The 15,950-nt window shown below is 44.1% G+C and carries 12 protein-coding genes; 3 read left to right on the top strand and 9 right to left on the bottom strand.

Annotated elements, in window-relative coordinates; translation table 11 throughout:
• Positions 1-76: 76 nt before the first annotated feature.
• Positions 77-967, top strand: coding sequence for an ABC transporter permease (locus tag NKT06_RS14990; protein WP_253435771.1), 891 nt, complete (start codon positions 77-79; stop codon positions 965-967).
• 18 nt (positions 968-985) lie between these two features.
• A complete protein-coding gene (locus NKT06_RS14985; RefSeq protein ID WP_253435768.1) occupies positions 986-1,876 on the top strand; it encodes a carbohydrate ABC transporter permease in 891 nt (296 codons plus the stop codon).
• 104 nt (positions 1,877-1,980) lie between these two features.
• Here NKT06_RS14985 and NKT06_RS14980 read toward each other — a convergent pair whose 3' ends face one another.
• Together NKT06_RS14980 and NKT06_RS14975 are read right to left on the bottom strand one after the other, a co-directional pair.
• A complete protein-coding gene (locus tag NKT06_RS14980; RefSeq protein WP_253435764.1) occupies positions 1,981-3,726 on the bottom strand; it encodes a cache domain-containing sensor histidine kinase in 1,746 nt (581 codons plus the stop codon).
• 28 nt (positions 3,727-3,754) lie between these two features.
• A complete protein-coding gene (locus NKT06_RS14975) occupies positions 3,755-5,371 on the bottom strand; it encodes a helix-turn-helix domain-containing protein (protein WP_253435761.1) in 1,617 nt (538 codons plus the stop codon).
• 187 nt (positions 5,372-5,558) lie between these two features.
• Between NKT06_RS14975 and NKT06_RS14970 the strand changes: the two genes are divergently transcribed.
• Positions 5,559-5,834, top strand: coding sequence for a hypothetical protein (locus tag NKT06_RS14970; RefSeq protein ID WP_253435758.1), 276 nt, complete (start codon positions 5,559-5,561; stop codon positions 5,832-5,834).
• Between the two features lie 95 nt (positions 5,835-5,929).
• Here NKT06_RS14970 and NKT06_RS14965 read toward each other — a convergent pair whose 3' ends face one another.
• The 7 genes from NKT06_RS14965 to cydD form a co-directional block, all read right to left on the bottom strand.
• Entirely contained in the window at positions 5,930-8,590 is a 2,661-nt protein-coding gene (locus NKT06_RS14965) for an FtsX-like permease family protein (protein WP_253435755.1), read from the bottom strand.
• Positions 8,583-9,272, bottom strand: coding sequence for an ABC transporter ATP-binding protein (locus tag NKT06_RS14960; protein ID WP_253435751.1), 690 nt, complete (start codon positions 9,270-9,272; stop codon positions 8,583-8,585). The genes NKT06_RS14965 and NKT06_RS14960 overlap by 8 nt, the downstream gene beginning before the upstream one ends.
• A 111-nt stretch (positions 9,273-9,383) precedes the next feature.
• Positions 9,384-10,631 (bottom strand): HAMP domain-containing sensor histidine kinase, encoded by a 1,248-nt coding sequence (locus tag NKT06_RS14955; RefSeq protein WP_253435748.1) that lies wholly within the window; start codon positions 10,629-10,631, stop codon positions 9,384-9,386.
• Complete coding sequence (locus NKT06_RS14950; protein ID WP_253435745.1) at positions 10,628-11,323, bottom strand: response regulator transcription factor; 696 nt, start codon at positions 11,321-11,323, stop codon at positions 10,628-10,630. The genes NKT06_RS14955 and NKT06_RS14950 overlap by 4 nt, the downstream gene beginning before the upstream one ends.
• 304 nt (positions 11,324-11,627) lie before the next feature.
• The gene (locus NKT06_RS14945; protein WP_253435742.1) at positions 11,628-12,254 is read right to left on the bottom strand and encodes a hypothetical protein; all 627 of its coding nucleotides are present in this window, start codon (positions 12,252-12,254) and stop codon (positions 11,628-11,630) included.
• A 163-nt stretch (positions 12,255-12,417) separates the two neighbouring features.
• A complete protein-coding gene (gene cydC, locus NKT06_RS14940; protein ID WP_253435739.1) occupies positions 12,418-14,145 on the bottom strand; it encodes a thiol reductant ABC exporter subunit CydC in 1,728 nt (575 codons plus the stop codon).
• Complete coding sequence (cydD, locus tag NKT06_RS14935; protein WP_253442579.1) at positions 14,142-15,926, bottom strand: thiol reductant ABC exporter subunit CydD; 1,785 nt, start codon at positions 15,924-15,926, stop codon at positions 14,142-14,144. The genes cydC and cydD overlap by 4 nt, the downstream gene beginning before the upstream one ends.
• Between the last annotated feature and the right edge of the window lie 24 nt (positions 15,927-15,950).

The raw sequence follows: 15,950 nt of genomic DNA, 5'->3' as shown, positions 1-15,950 counted from the left end.
AAGAGGGGATGAGGGTGATCTCACCCCTCTATTTGGTAGCGATTACATTTCCCGCACGATGAACGGAGGAATATGAATGTTGAGAAAATGGAAGCAGCAGAGTCCTTACCATCTCATGTTGATCCCAAGCCTGGTCTTGGTCTTCATCTTTAGTTACATTCCTTTCTACGGACTTATTATCGCGTTTCAGAAATACAATCCGGGACTCGGCTTCAACTCGCCATGGGTGGGATGGGATAATTTTACGCACGTATTTAATCAGCCGAACTTCGTAAGAACCATCTGGAATACACTGTACATGTCTGTCTTCAAGATTATCGGTGGGATAATCGTGCCCGTTATTTTCGCATTACTCCTTAACGAGGTACTGCACAGTGGAATCAAACGTACATTTCAAACCCTTGTATATATTCCGAATTTCCTCTCTTGGGTCATTATGGCTGGCATCATGCTGGACATACTGAGCTCGGACGGCATTATCAATACCTTTTTAAGCGTATTCGGGATTGCACCGATCTCATTTCTTGGCACACCCTCTATATTTCCCTGGACGATGATTGTGAGTGACATATGGAAAGGCTTCGGGTTTGGCACGGTTGTTTATTTGGCAGCCCTGACCAGTATTGATCCAGGACTCTACGAGGCCGCAGTAATTGACGGCGCCAAACGCTGGAAGCAAACCATCTATATTACCTTGCCTCTCCTCATGCCAACGATCGTCTTAATGACTGTACTGTCGCTAGGAAATGTACTGAATGCTGGCTTTGACCAGATCTATAATCTCTACTCCCCTGTTGTCTATCAGACTGGTGATATTATTGATACCTATGTATATCGATTGGGAATCCAACAGGCACAGTATTCGATTGGTACCGCTGTCGGGTTATTCAAATCGATTATTTCCAGTATTCTCGTTGCTGTCTCGTACATTCTGGCTTACAGAGTGGCTGGTTATCGTATCTTCTAAGAAGGGGGAACTCACATTATGATCCATGATAAAAGTATGAGCAGACGTGTATTTCTTATCTTAAACTACACTATATTGCTTCTAATTTCTCTCCTATGTATCCTGCCGTTTATCAACCTGCTGGCTGTTTCATTCAGCAGCAGCGCAGCTGTATCTGCGGGGAGTGTTACGTTCTGGCCTGTGGAATTTACGACAAAAGCCTATGAATTTGCATTAACGGGAGGATCATTTTTCTCCTCTCTCTGGGTAGCCATTCAACGAACCGTTATCGGAACGTTGGTGAATCTGGTTCTGATCGTACTCACGGCCTATCCCCTCTCCAAATCAAAACAAAAATTGATGGGGCGTAATATCTATATGGGATTTTTCATCGTAACCATGTTATTCAGTGGAGGATTAATTCCAACATATCTCGTGGTCGTCAAAATGGGACTAATTGATTCCATATGGTCTCTGATCCTGCCCGGGGCTCTCCCCGTATTCAGTATGATTATCCTCATGAATTTCATTAGGGGTTTGCCCGAGGAGATTGAAGAATCAGCCATTATCGATGGTGCTGGTCCAGTTCAGGTATTGCTTCGGATTCTGCTCCCACTTCTTAAGCCCGCTCTCGCAACAGTTGGTTTGTTCAGTATCGTTGCCCACTGGAATTCGTGGTTCGATGGCATTATCTATATGAACAATCCAGCCAATTATCCATTACAAAGCTACCTGCAGACCCTTCTGCAAAGTTTTGAGCAAATTATGCTGAAATCCGGCTCGGATTATACGCAGCTGTTATCCATGATGAACGCCAGAACGGGACGCGCAGCTCAAATGTTTTTGGGTGCCATTCCGATTTTACTCGTGTATCCGTTTTTACAGAAATATTTCACCAAAGGTTTGGTGCTAGGTAGCGTCAAGGGGTAAACCAAAGGGCTTGCAGTTCATCTGCAAGCCCTTTGGTTCTATCTAAACTTATGTTTATGATCGCTGTACCGCATTATGAAATGCATAATTGAAAGCATGAATGACTATTTGGCTTCTATGATGGCAGGCAACAGAATGGAGAACTTGGTACCTTCACCTACTTTACTCTCCACCTGTATTCCATAAGGTTTCCCAAAATGAAGTTGAATTCGCCGCTGCACATTATGCAATCCAATCCCATTTGTTCCCGTACCTGCACCGGACTTTTCTTCCATGAGGTTCTGCATCGTATGATGATCCATACCAACGCCATTATCGCAGATTTCAATGACAACTTCATCCATCCGCAGTTGAATCCGAATGGTGATGATTCCGTCTTCCTCTAGCTCGGCCAGGCCATGAAAAATTGCATTCTCCACAATGGGCTGCAGGATCATTTTGGGCATCCGATAATCCAACACTCTATCCTCAATTTCATATCTCATCTGAATACAATCATAGTACCTGACATTCTGGATCGTTACATAATTTGCTATATTATCGAGTTCCTCACGAATCGTTACGAGGGTTCCATCGGATTTTGTGGCATAGCGGAGCATCGAGATTAGGGCATCAGTCATATCCACGATTTTGTCAGCTTGTTGCATCGAGGCGATCCATTTCACCGACCCAAGGGTGTTATATAGAAAATGAGGCTTGATCTGGTCATGGAGCGCACGCATCTCGGCCTTGGCTTTTTCTATCTCTTCCTGCTGCATCCGTTCGACCAACCGCTTCAACTCGTGAGACATTCTGTTAAATCGAATGGATAAATGTCCTATCTCGTCTCTTGAGCCAATAGGTTCGACTTGTTCAAACTGTCCTTTCTCAACTAGAGCGATATTCCGTAGCAGTTTTTTAATGGGAGTTGTGATCACGTGAGATAGAAAGATCGATATGACGGCAGCAAAAAGAACAATGACTATGGCGAGCGTCACCAGATTACGTCCCAATATTTTGCCATCAGCAGTCAACTCATCCAAAGGCATATATAAGTAAGTTGTCCATTTTTGCTGACTGAGGGGACTGGTCACCACGACATTGAGTGATTCAGGTGGACGAACGTTGTCCCGGAACAATGTCCCGATTAATCGTTCGTTCACGTTATATACGATCTTGTCATCCTCATCAACGATCATGAATCTGGAGCGTAGCCCTTCCTGCAAGTTTCGATTGACAATTTCGATGAATTTGATATCAATGCTGACAACGATTACACCAAGCAGCTTTCCACTAGACACATCATGAATTTTGCGAGCGTGCGACACTGCCAGTATTTTATTCTCCAATTGCTCATCGATTCGTGTTGTGAGGGTAATGGTTCGATCATCATCATGCATGAACTTTTTAAACCATAATTCGTTCGCTACTTTGAAGTTCGGATCAATGGGTTGATGTGGGCTGACAAAAAGGTCCTGTCCCCCGTTCATATTGTAGAGGTAGATGGAAAATACGCGATCTTTCATCATGATATAATTCATCAGAATATTGTATGCGGCAATCTCATGTTGTTCATCACCCTCTCGCAGGAAATCCTGGATCGGAAAACTCCCTTCATGAGTCGCAGACAGATTGTCACTAAGGCCATTGCTGGCTAGCAACGTGATTTTCTCAATCTCCTTGAGGAATTCGTCAATGCGAATATTCGTTTGTTTGGCCAGATCGTTTAATAACGTTGTATAATTCTGTGCCAATAAACGCTCTGAGGAGTAATACGAATTGATTGTCATCACCAACACGGGAAGGATAATGACGGTCATGCAGATCACCATAATTTTGTGCTTAATTTGGAAGGGCTGAACATGCTTCATATGCTGCACCTCTATTCACCGATTACATTCATCCCTGCTGTAATTCGCGATATTCCTCAGGAGTGACCCCTACCGATTTTTTGAAAATCTTACTGAAGTACGTGTAATTATGATAGCCCACCTTTTCTGCGATTTCATACACTCTCATTCCTCTGCTCAATAGATACGCCTTGGCATGTTCAATCCGAACTCGGGTCAAGTACGTGATAAAGTTCTCTCCTCGTTCCTGTTTGAACACGCGGCTGAGATACGACGGATTCACACTGATTTGGCTAGCGATACTTTGCAATGAGATATCTTCCGCATAATACTTGTCGATCAATTCAGTGGCGAGATCGGTGTAGGTGCTTTCCTGTTTGATTTGGGAATCGGTTTGGAAGTAATACGCAATATGAGCAAGCATATCTTGGTGGATATCCTCCCAATACTCCCCCTTTAGAACAATTTCATATGGCGATTTCTCTGTTAACGAAGGTGCACCTCTTTCCGTAGCTCGGGATAGATGGGAGTGTATCGTTTCCATTACCATGATATATTGCTTGCGAATGCTATTCTCATCCGCTCGTAGCTGCTCCAGATTGGATCGGATTCCTTCAAGGAATTCCTCCGCTTTTTTATTGTCCTTGCTTACCCACAACTTCAACAAATCTCGTTCTTGTTGCGGGCTTAAAGCTCCCTTAACTTCATGTCGATCTGGAGATTGAAGCATATGCTCGTAATACAATACCTGATTGCTACCTGTGAAGAAACCTTCTTGTAGAGCTATTTCCGCCTCTTGGCAGGCCTTTTTGATGTGAAGGAAGTCGGGAACCATTGTACTTACCCCAGCCGTGAGCGAAAGATTCATAAAATCCTTAATGGAAGACAGCAATTTATTACATAGTTTATTTAAGTCTGCATGTACCGTTTGGCTCTCAGGAAGTACATTGACGATCACCCAATATTCAGAAGAACTTTCAACAAAAATCTCCTTCTCCCACTTCGATGGAATGATCTCTTCCATAATATTAAGAATCGAAAATCGGAGCAGCTTTTCCCCCTTCTCGACATATTTCCGCTTTGCATCCTCGTAATAGTTCACGATGAATTTGATGACGACGAGCTGGTCCGATTGTATACGAAAATGCAGTTCTTCTGCTTTGGAGACGATATCCTCCTCACTGATGAATCCGCTTACAACATCTTGGAAGAAACTATCCTTTAGATATCTTATGCTCTTGGAATAATCCTGTGCTATAGAGGGTGTGTTGGTTGGGTGAACATGTTCACTTTGCAGTTTCTGTCCAACAGTGCTCAGGAGTTCAATAAGGGAGGATTCGGTGATCTCGCTTTTAATCAAATAATCTGAAGCACCAAGTTTTAGCGCCTCTTTCACATAATGAAATTCGTCAAAATTACTCAGGATGACATACTTACAGGTTTTCAGTACGCAGGAGGCCTCTTGTATAAGCTGCAACCCATCCATAATCGGCATCTTGATATCTGTAATAATTAGATCAGGCATCACTTCAAGCGCAAGGCTCAATGCCTCTTTTCCATTTCCCGCTTCACCAACAACATAGAAATTGTACTCTTCCCAATTCAGCATGGAACGAATTCCAACCCGCATGAGCAATTCATCATCTACGATCATCAGTTTATACATGCGTATCCCCCAACATGAACCATTTTTAGATATTTTACCATTAAACGAAAAATTGCGAAGGAGTCTCGCGAACCTTCTTGGATTGTAGAAATCATAAATATCACTTTTACAGAACGTATGTTCCTGTTATAATCAGATTAACGTATTTTGTGCAGTATATAATCTCTACCTGGAAAGGATACATATCATGAATTTATACAAATTTGAATTAACGGTGAATGGATATCTGTTACGCGTTCATTTTAGTGCATCAGAAGAAAGTGGACTGAAATGGTGCAAACGAATTGCTTCTGAATTCCAGAGCAACGTTGCTAATTTGGAGGTTAAAGTTGATATACATAAAAAGCAAAAACAAAAGCATGCACGGGAATATCACGGTAAACCGTATCTATATGATCGAACTTTGAGGAAAAAGCCACTTGCGAAGAAAAATAAGGCGTCTGAATCATCTGCTGTTATGTAAAGGTGTTTACAAGACGTTCTTAAAACAAAAAAAAGCCGCAATCTATTTATGCGACTTTTTTAAGGGATATACTATTTTATAGTTCTCCAGTTTCTCTAGGTTTCCTTTCTCAGTGCCTCTACAATACTCGTTTGGTTTAATCGATACATCGGCCAAGCTGTAGCAACGAGTGTTGTTGCTATGGCACCTGCACAAGCAAGAACAATACTGGACCATGGAATGGCCCAACCTACGTCGACAGAACCTTTGAAGAGATAATGTATCCCATAGCTCAGTACTGTTCCGAGTATACTACCGTATACTGCAGCGTACACGCCGTATAAAACACCTTCTAATAAGATCATTTTCCCAACATTACGCTGTGTCATGCCGATCGCTTTGAGCACCGCAAATTCTTTGGTTCGTAGAATGAGATTGGTGCTGACGGTGTTCAGTATATTCAGGAACGCAATCAGGACAATGACACCAATGAATCCATATAAAAAGATCTTGGCGGTTGTCGCGTCGTTTTTAGCTTGGGCGAGTTGCTGCACCTTATCTGTGTAGCTGTAACCTGCATCTTTTTGGGGCAGGGATTTGAGATAGTCCGTGATCGGTTTGTTGGAAATATCGGTCTTGGCAAGAATAAAGATTCTGGAGTACGTATCGTTACCTGTAACCTTCTCTACGACTTCGGGCGTAGTGATGAATTCAAGCACTGCACTCTCATTATAGTTGCTCGACAACAAGCCTTGATCAACAATTCCAGTTACCGTCAGTGTTGTGTATCCACGTCCCTTCTCGTCAAAGTCCAAGCTGCGTACTTGGATGTGATCCCCAACCTTGAATTGGGTTTGATCCATAACGATCTGTCTGCCATCCTCAGTTGTCATTCTTAATTTCTGATTGACGATCACGCCATTTTCCCGGTTCATCTTCTCTTTGTCGATCTTACCAGCCGTTAGTTTGGATTTCAAAGCATCGAGTCCGTTATCTCCGTAGGATTCGAGGTAATTATTGTCTGTCCGGTACCCCTCTCCCTCTTCAACAGAGTACATTCCCGGACGGAGTTCATTATACTTGGGATTCACTTTTTCTTTCGGAAACATAGCCATCACTTGATGATTGTAATACGGATAAGCATGTTCTACTGCCTCAAGCTTATCAATGTCAGAATATACGGAATCATCGATCCGTTTGGAAGGTCCTTCATAGATTACCGAGTAGGAGTAATCGATACCTGATTGCGATGTCTGCCCAAGCAAACCAGCTAGTCCACTAAAGACGATATATAAAATCATGCTGACCACTATAGAAAAAGCGGTGATGCGGAAGCGCTTTTTGTTCCTCCTGATGTTTCGACTAGCAAACTGCCCTTCGATACCTAACAGTTTTCCCAGCAGCTTTGATTTCCGGACAGATGTTACGTTCTCGACATTCAGGCTACCCGAGCTATGAACCGCCTCAAGTGGAGATACCTTCGCTGCCAGTCTCGCAGGTCCGATAGCCGACAGATAAACAGTCAATAATCCCAGTACCCCCGCTATGATCAGGATTGGAAGGGAAATGACCATTTGCATATCATTCAGAAATCCCAACGCCAAAAAGCTGATGTTGTAAAACAGAAGTTTCATAAAAACAGTTCCCATTAATAATCCAATAGGAATGGCAATTAGACTAAGTATTGTAGCCTCTTTGAGAACTAATTTACGTATTTGTGATGGGGTAGCACCAATGCACCGCAGCATTCCAAATTGTGAGGTCCGCTCCAGAACAGAAATATGAAACGTATTATAGATCACTGCACTCGTACAACCCATAATAATAATGATGATTGCTGCGAATGCATATAACAAACTATGGTTTACACCTTCATAGGTGCTTTTGCCATACAACTTAAGCAGTTCATTATTATACTCAATACGAATATTTTTATATTGAATATCCTTATCCAATGCTACGGCAGAGCCTTGATCCACTTGGTCTAGCTTCAATGAAGATATTATCGCTTCCGCCTTCGCCTGAATCTGATTCATCGATTTCATTTTGACATAAATAAAATAATTTTTACCCGCATCGATGTTTACATTATCTTCATACGTGATGGCTGGTACGATGAAGCTGGAAGACCACGAAGCGTTACTACCTGTCTTCATAAATCCCACAACGGTGAATTCTCTCTCTTTTTGCGGACGAAAGCCTTCATCCAGATCCCAGCCAAAATCACCCAGACCATGGACAGATTTGATCTCCCCCGTTGATGCGACCGTTCGTTCTCCCAGACTCAGAGTAATTGAATCTCCAAGCTTTGGTTTGGTCGCAAAACGATCCAGGCTCCAGGTCGAAAGAATAATTTCATGCGAATTTTGGGGCAGCCTGCCCGAATCCAGCTGAACCTGAAGCATGTTCATCGCATCGGCATCATAACCTTTGAGATTCAAATAACGATAAGGTGCTGCAAACGGATTTTCTTGTTTTTCTTTCTCACTCGTTTTGCTGATGACCGAATAACCTTCTCTGCTAATGATCCCAGCACTCTCTACGGATGCATTATTGACGACTTTTGAGACTGCTTCTCCAGGTAATCCGTTAAAAGAAACATGGTAATCCCCGTACTCTTGAACGGTTTGCCGAACCACCTTGTCTCTGAAGCTAAGGCCTATGGTTCCTATGGCTGTAAGTAGAGTCACAGACAAAATAATGCCAACGATCGTTAGTATTGATCTTTTTTTCTGCCCTAGCAAATATTTTTGGGTAAGACTGGTATACCTATTCACGATCTTTCACCCCTATTTGCTGCAAGAGTGTACCATCTTTTATATTTACAACACGGTCCGCTCTCTGGGCCACATTTAAATCATGTGTGATCATAATCAAGGTTTGATTGTATTTTCTGACGGAGAAGGTAAGCAGATCCACAATCTCTTTACTGTTCTTGCTATCCAGATTGCCGGTTGGTTCATCTGCCAGAATAATCGATGGTTTATTGATCAATGCGCGTCCAATTGCAGTTCGCTGCTGTTGCCCGCCTGATAATTGGGACGGAAGGTGCTGCCTTCGATCGCTGAGTCCCAGCACGCTCAATAATTCCTCAAGATAACCCTCGTCCACATGTTTATTCTCAAGCAGCATAGGCAATTTAATATTTTCTTCAGCAGTTAACACCGGGATCAGATTGTACGATTGAAAAATAAAACCGATTTTGCGTCTTCTGAACACAGCCAATTCATTTTCACTTTGAGAATACAGGTCTATACCGTCAATAATGACTTGGCCACTTGACGGTTGATCCACTCCCCCGAGCAGATGCAGCAATGAGCTTTTGCCAGATCCGCTGGCGCCCACGATCGCAACGAATTCTCCTTGATTGACGGACAGATTAACATCTCTCAATGCTTCCACCCTAGACTCAGCACTTCCGTATATTTTACATAAATGTTCGGTCTTCAAAATTTCCACCCTGTTGTACCTCCAGTTGTATGATTAACATTGCTTGATTGTTATTATAGGTGTGGAAGCTTACGTTGAAGTGAAGAAGAAGCTTACATTTTCGTAAGCTTCTTCTTCAGTCTACTCTTTTTTGAAAAACGAAATTCTGAATGTCGTTCCTTCTTGAGGCACACTCTCCACCGTAATGATGCCGTTTTGTTCCTCAATGATTGATTTGGTCAAAGCCAGACCTATCCCTATACTGTTGGGCTTGTTATGATTCTTGCCTTTATAAAATCGCTTGAAAATGTGAGGTATATCATCGGGATGAATACCTTCGCCGTTGTCCTGAATAATGATTGTATCAAACAGTGCGTTTTCCTCCAAATGGATTTGAACCTCCCCCTCTGCTGGGGTGTGTTCCAGTGCATTTTTTATCAAATTCATGACAGCTTCCTTAAGCCATTCTTCATCTGCTTGCACAAACGCATTCTCACTTCCGAGAATGGTTATGTTTTGCCGCTTCTGGTCTGCTACCGTCCGGAGTGAATAGACAACGCTCTCTACCATCTGTCTAAGCTCGATCCTTTCTTTTCGAAATCCAATTGCTCCCGCTTCGACTCGTGCCAGCTTGAGCAGGCTGATGATGAGCCATTCCATTCGATCAAGCTGCTGGCGACTTCGTTCCAGAAACGTCATTCTCATTTCTTCTTTCATCCCGGGATCATTCAGCAGATTTTCATTGAACACAATCAGAGAAGCCAGGGGTGTTTTGAGCTGGTGGGAAATGTCGGATAACAGATTGCGCAGGAAGGTTTTTTCCTGCCGGAGTAACTCCAGGCTGTTGGTTAATCTCCCAGCCATTGCATTGAAGCTCCGGCCAAGCGAGCCGAAGTCTCCATCCTCTGTCTCAGGCAGTTTTTTATCGAATTGCTGTTCCACAACCTGCTCCGCCGCATAAGAAATGGTTCTGATTTTCACAAAAAATTTACGATACTCCCACAAAAGCAATACCATGAGTGGGATCAGGAACAACAATACTTGAACCGCTGTTTTCAAGGGTAATGCTCGTCCTGAAAGAGCCGGCTGCTCTTCTAAAGGCATGCCCTCCTGATAACCGTATTGTGCAAGGATACGTTGCCCCTCAGCGATTTCATCGGTCTGGGCTCCTTGGGTAACAAAGTGAATCACCTCATTCTCCAACTGGGGATCTTTCATCAACAGATGTCCGATCAGGGCGCTATTTTGATTCACGATGGTTGTATTGATGCTATCAACTTGATACTGCATGTATAAAAACATCATAAACGACAAAAGAACTTGCAGAGCAAGTACTTTAATGGCGATGGATTTCCACTCTGGATTTCGCAGGACTTCGATCATGTTCATTTCCCTATAACTTCCATGTTCCATTTATATCCGATTCCCCGAACGGTTACGATATACTGCGGTGCTGCAGGAATATCTTCGACTTTCTCTCTTAATCTGCGGATATGGACAGAGAGCGTATTATCATCAATGAAGTCGCCCGAGAGATCCCAGAGATGATTCAGAATTGAACTCCTGCTGCATATCTGCTTCGGATGAGAGATCAACATCAATAGTAGTCGATATTCCAGTGCCGTCAGTGTAATTTCACTATTGTTTTTGAGTACAGTTCCTTCTAAAATACGCACCTGAATGTTATCGGATATCCATAAGCTTACTTCTTGTTTTCCCTTGTTGTTACGTCGTAATACGGCTTTAATTCGTGAAATAAGTTCTTTGGTTCGAACAGGCTTGGTTACATAGTCGTCTGCTCCAAGATCAAGCCCTGCGACCACGTTTGCTTCCTCATCCAAAGCCGTCAAAAAGATAATGGGCACTTGCGACGTTACCCGAATCTCACGGCATAGTTGATATCCCGATCCATCAGGCAAAGTGACATCCAACAAAATCAGATCGATCGACTTTGCCTGCAGTGCCTGTCTGGCTTCTTCCAAGCTACCCGCCACCACGACCTCATATCCTTCATTGGACAGTGTATACTGCATACCAAACACCAGATTTTCATCATCTTCGACGAGTAATAAACGATTCATCGTACACCTCTGCTCATGCTATTTTGAATTTGCTTTTATTTCATTTTGATTATGGAGTTCCTGCGTCATTATACATCATTTGAGTTTCTACGCTATAACATTATGATTAATGGGATGTTCCATGAGGTTCCTTCTGGAGTGTACAAGTTTAAGATTTTCCTCATATAGGCTAACTGGTTAGGGTACATTTTAATTCTGTAAACTCTTGTCCTTCAATACTAAAGATAAAAGCCTGCTCCTATGTGGAACAAGCTTTTATCCGTGTCAGTTGTACTATATGCCAAGAAAGATTTATGTTCACCGTTTAGTAGCTCTCTGATTCCTTAAATATCATATAACGATGGACACCTCTGACAGCTTGCATTGCTTCCTGTAAATGCTGAATCGCATTTTCGCGTTGTCCCGCTTTTAGTTCGATCGCTGCAAGAAGCGAAGATCTCATCCAGAGCTTACTAATGGATTTTAAGTGTTCCCTCGCCTGCTCACTTCTTCCTTCTTCCATAAGCAAATACGTTTCATAATATGTACGATAATCCGATCTTCGCATATTCTGCACCGCAGTACGAACAGCTACCAAGTCATTGCGATAGATGCCGTAAGCTGCATTATAGACTGCTTGTGTCCTTTTATTTGTGTCTTCATTTCTAATGCGCTCTATTGTGCGTTCCAATTCATCATCAAGTCTGTTTGCGAGAACGTAATAAATATAAAGCCTTGGATTATTTTCCTGTCTGCGTAGAAAGGCCTCAACGCGGTCCATGCGTGTTTCCCAACCCAGAGGATAAAAAACACGAATGGTAAACATGATCAGAGTAGCGGTGAGAACGACCCCAAGTATCCAAAACAGAGATTGGTCATTCATCTTCATGTACACAACAAATAAAAATACGGACAAATAAAAAACAATATCCCACTTATATTTTCCCATCATCCATCTCCTTTATAGACATAAAAAAACTATTATATCAAAACAAACCCCAAAGAGTATATGCAATGCATCCTTTGGGGTTTAGTTAAATTTATAAAAATTGATTCTTTGAAATTTTCTTCATTAACGACAACCGACAGCATTGTCTACTCAATAGACTAGATTCTCACGCCCCAGCGTCTCCAATCATTTGTCGTTCAATTTGTTTCATCTCATAAAAGTATCCTTTTTGCTCCATCAGCTCGGAGAAAGAGCCCGATTCCACAATCTTACCTTGGTCCATGACCACAATCCGATCCATCTCTTCCAGTCCCATCAGCCGATGGCAGATCAGGAGAAGTGTATCTTCGGCAGCTTGTGCAAGAAGATGCTGGAGCACATGTTTCTCTGTGACGTAATCCAGCGAAGAAGTTGGTTCGTCCAGCAGCCATAACCGTCCTTTGCGCAGCATGGCTCGTGCAAGAGCCAGCCGCTGTTTCTCGCCATCCGACAGGTTCTCTCCTTTTTCATATACCATGTCGGTCAATGATTTATTCGGCAATTGTACTTTATCCAGCACATCCGACAATTGTTCATCCGAATGTTCTTCTCCGTTCAACAGCAGGTTATCCCGGATGGTTCCCCGGAAGAAATGGCTTTGCTGCAACACAACATTTGCCCTTTGCCAAATACTCTCCTCATTCAGTTCCTGCACCGGAACATCGTTTAACCGTATATCACCAGACGTTGGTATACGCAGCTTGAGTAACAAATCGATAATCGTTGACTTGCCTGACCCGCTTGGCCCGACAATTGCTGTTTTGGAGCCTGCTGCAAGTTGCAGGGATAGCTCCCTCAGCGCCGGTCTCCATTCCCCTTCATATTGGAAGTTAACACCGGATAGTTCAATCGAAACCGCCTGATCGGCTGACAACTCACCGCTTGGCTGCGAAGGATCTACATCGGAGGTCGGCACCGTTACCGCCAGTCGCTGAGCGGCGTGTTCACTGTCCTGCTTATATAGAGGTAATATAGCCATTGCGGCAGCTTCTTCGAACACGGTCTGCGTGGCGAGGATCAGCATGGCGAGGAATACACCTGCAAACACTCCATTCACAATTAAGAAGGCGCTGAGTGCTAGCACACCCCATGTAACAAGATACGTCACAAAAACGTGCATAGATTGCCCGCGCAGCAGGTGCGAAGCGGCTTGTTTCTGTTCCGTTGCCAATGCAGCGGAAGCTTGCTGAAGCTGTTGCTCACGCTGTTCCAATTGGCCGTAGACTTTCAGATCCCTGAAACCATACAATACTTCGGTTACTTCCGTGGACAGCAAAGCTCGTTGCTGGCGGACACGTCCGTGTATTTTTCGCTGTCCCAACAAGACAAGGCCTGGTACAACAAATGCCGTAATCAGCATGCCAAGTACTAACAAACACGCAATCCAGATTGAAAAGGCCGAAGTGAACAGCATGGTTGCCAAGAACACCATAACAACAATGATGGGTGGATATGCGACCCGCAAAAAGTAATTTTGCAAGCTTTCCACATCGCCCACGATCCGCGCAAGCAGATCCCCGCTTCGGTTTTTGTTCAGTATACCGGGCGTTACCGGGACCAGTTTGGCAAAGAAGGCCGTCCGCAAACGGCTCAGCATGGAGAATGTTGCCCTGTGCGAATACAAGCGTTCTCCGTAGCGGCTTGCCGCTCGAAGGAAACCAAGCAGTTTCACCATGGAAGTGAGTACAATTAAGGTGTACAGAGGTGGCGCAAATACCGTTTGCGATATCATATACCCACTCGCGGAAAAGAGAGCTACACCTGCTATGCCGGCGATAAATCCGCCCAATATCGAAAGTAAGATATCTTTGCGCTCCTGAATCATCGCTTTTGACAAAATCGTCAGCTCGCTCATGCTAACCCTCCTTTCCGTTGTACATCTACCATCTCCGCATATTGAGGCAGGCGCGCCAGAAGCGCTTCATGATGTCCTGAATCCACCAACACCCCATTGTCCATAAACAAAATGTTGTCTGCATGTTGAATCGTATATAAACGGTGTGCCACCGTAATCATCGTTGCCGTTTTGGCTAATAACACAATAGATTGTTGCAGTACCCGCTCGGTGTGAAGATCCAGTCCAACTGTGGGTTCGTCGAACAAAATAACGGCTGGTCGCTTCAGAAAAGCTCGTGCCAAGGCAAGTCGCTGCTTTTCCCCACCAGATAGCCCCCGACCACCTTCACCAACAAATGTATCCAGTCCCTGCTCCAATTGTGCAACAACACCAGCAAGCCCTGCTTCCTCTGCCGCCTGCTCAATCTCAGCCCTGGATACGTTCCGACCCGCGCCAATCGCGATATTTTCGGCAAATGTACCTGCAAAAATATACGGATGCTGTGTAATGTAGCTAACACGCTCGAACCATGCAGCCTCATCATGTTGCAAAAGCTGGCTTCCGTTAACCAGAACCGCTCCCGAATCTGGTTTCAGCAAACCAGCAATGAGATGAAGCAGCGTGGTTTTACCTGATCCACTTTTGCCTACAATAGCAATCTGTTCTCCAGGTCCAATCGAGATTGGTCCTGTCTCAAGTCCAAAGGAATCAGGTGTGTACTGGAATCGGACATTGTTCAGTTCAATGGTTGGTGGCATTGGAATCAACTCGGCGCGAGTTGTACGAAGCTCTTCCGTCTTTGCAATTGCATCGACATCGGTTAATTCGCTTTGATCCGGTCCTTCTTCAGGCTTCGTTTGTGTGCTCTTGACACTTGTCTCCGCAAGCATCTCTTCCACTTTGCGAATCGCCCCCATACTGGTTCGCCCACTGTGAAAAGCCGTTCCTGTATTCTTCAATAGACTGTAAAACTCAGGGACGAGCAGCAACACAAGAAAGGCCGTGTGGAAGGACATCGATTTGAAAACGAGTAACTGAATAGCCAGTTCGAGCGCGACAATACCAATGCTTAACATCACGATTGATTCCAGCATAAACGTATTTGTAAATGCAATTTTCAAAATGCCCATGGTAGCATCACGATACCCCAGACTGCTGCGTTCAATTTCCTGCTGCTGACGGTTAGCCCGTCCGAATATTTTTAACGTAACCAGTCCCTGAAGCGAATCCAGAAACGTACCCGAAAACTCGGCCAGTTGTGCGTATTTCTCTTCAGATTTGTTCTTTGTCTGTAGTCCCACCAAAATCATGAACAGCGGGATAAACGGTGCTGTAAACAGCATAATGTAGCCTGTGTTGGCGTGCTGGGTAAACGTAACGATCAGAATCAGTATCGGAATCATCGCAGCTTCCATCATACGCGGCATGTACTGACTGAAATAGCTGTCAGCTTCATCCACTGCATCCAGAGCAACGCTGACCTTTCCTCCCGTCTGTCCACGAAGGGTTGAAGGAATGGAAGCGCGGGTAAGGTTCTGCAACACAGAAGCTCGCATACTTGTCTTGGCACGTGCAGCCATATGCAAGCCCACTTTCCCGTTGCCATACGTCAACAGTGTGCGCACAGCCATTACAGCCAGCAATAGCCCAAGCAGCAGCATCACCGATGAGAAGGAAGCTTTCTCTACAAAAATCCGTTGAACTGCTTCAGCCACCAAGGTGGCCTGGCTTATAATAGCCACACCAAGCGCCAGCGAAATGATCGCAAGGAGCAGCCTGTTTGTTCGTTGTAACGACATTTGCTGCGAGATCAGATTGGATTT

Origin of the sequence: Paenibacillus sp. 1781tsa1 (assembly GCF_024159265.1) — a bacterium.
In the GTDB taxonomy this organism is placed as follows: Bacteria; Bacillota; Bacilli; order Paenibacillales; family Paenibacillaceae; genus Paenibacillus.
Note: the sequence above shows the minus strand (reverse complement) of the source record. Positions and strands in the feature narration are given on the sequence as shown.

What these genes read in the sequence shown, in the direction of transcription:
- NKT06_RS14990 (WP_253435771.1), top strand. Translation starts at nt 77, where the DNA reads ATGTTGAGAAAATGGAAGCAGCAGAGTCCTTACCATCTCATGTTGATC.
- NKT06_RS14980 (WP_253435764.1), bottom strand. Translation starts at nt 3,726, where the DNA reads ATGAAGCATGTTCAGCCCTTCCAAATTAAGCACAAAATTATGGTGATC.
- NKT06_RS14945 (WP_253435742.1), bottom strand. Translation starts at nt 12,254, where the DNA reads ATGATGGGAAAATATAAGTGGGATATTGTTTTTTATTTGTCCGTATTT.
- NKT06_RS14970 (WP_253435758.1), top strand. Translation starts at nt 5,559, where the DNA reads ATGAATTTATACAAATTTGAATTAACGGTGAATGGATATCTGTTACGC.
- NKT06_RS14950 (WP_253435745.1), bottom strand. Translation starts at nt 11,323, where the DNA reads ATGAATCGTTTATTACTCGTCGAAGATGATGAAAATCTGGTGTTTGGT.
- NKT06_RS14975 (WP_253435761.1), bottom strand. Translation starts at nt 5,371, where the DNA reads ATGTATAAACTGATGATCGTAGATGATGAATTGCTCATGCGGGTTGGA.
- cydD (WP_253442579.1), bottom strand. Translation starts at nt 15,926, where the DNA reads ATGTCGTTACAACGAACAAACAGGCTGCTCCTTGCGATCATTTCGCTG.
- NKT06_RS14985 (WP_253435768.1), top strand. Translation starts at nt 986, where the DNA reads ATGATCCATGATAAAAGTATGAGCAGACGTGTATTTCTTATCTTAAAC.
- NKT06_RS14955 (WP_253435748.1), bottom strand. Translation starts at nt 10,631, where the DNA reads ATGAACATGATCGAAGTCCTGCGAAATCCAGAGTGGAAATCCATCGCC.
- cydC (WP_253435739.1), bottom strand. Translation starts at nt 14,145, where the DNA reads ATGAGCGAGCTGACGATTTTGTCAAAAGCGATGATTCAGGAGCGCAAA.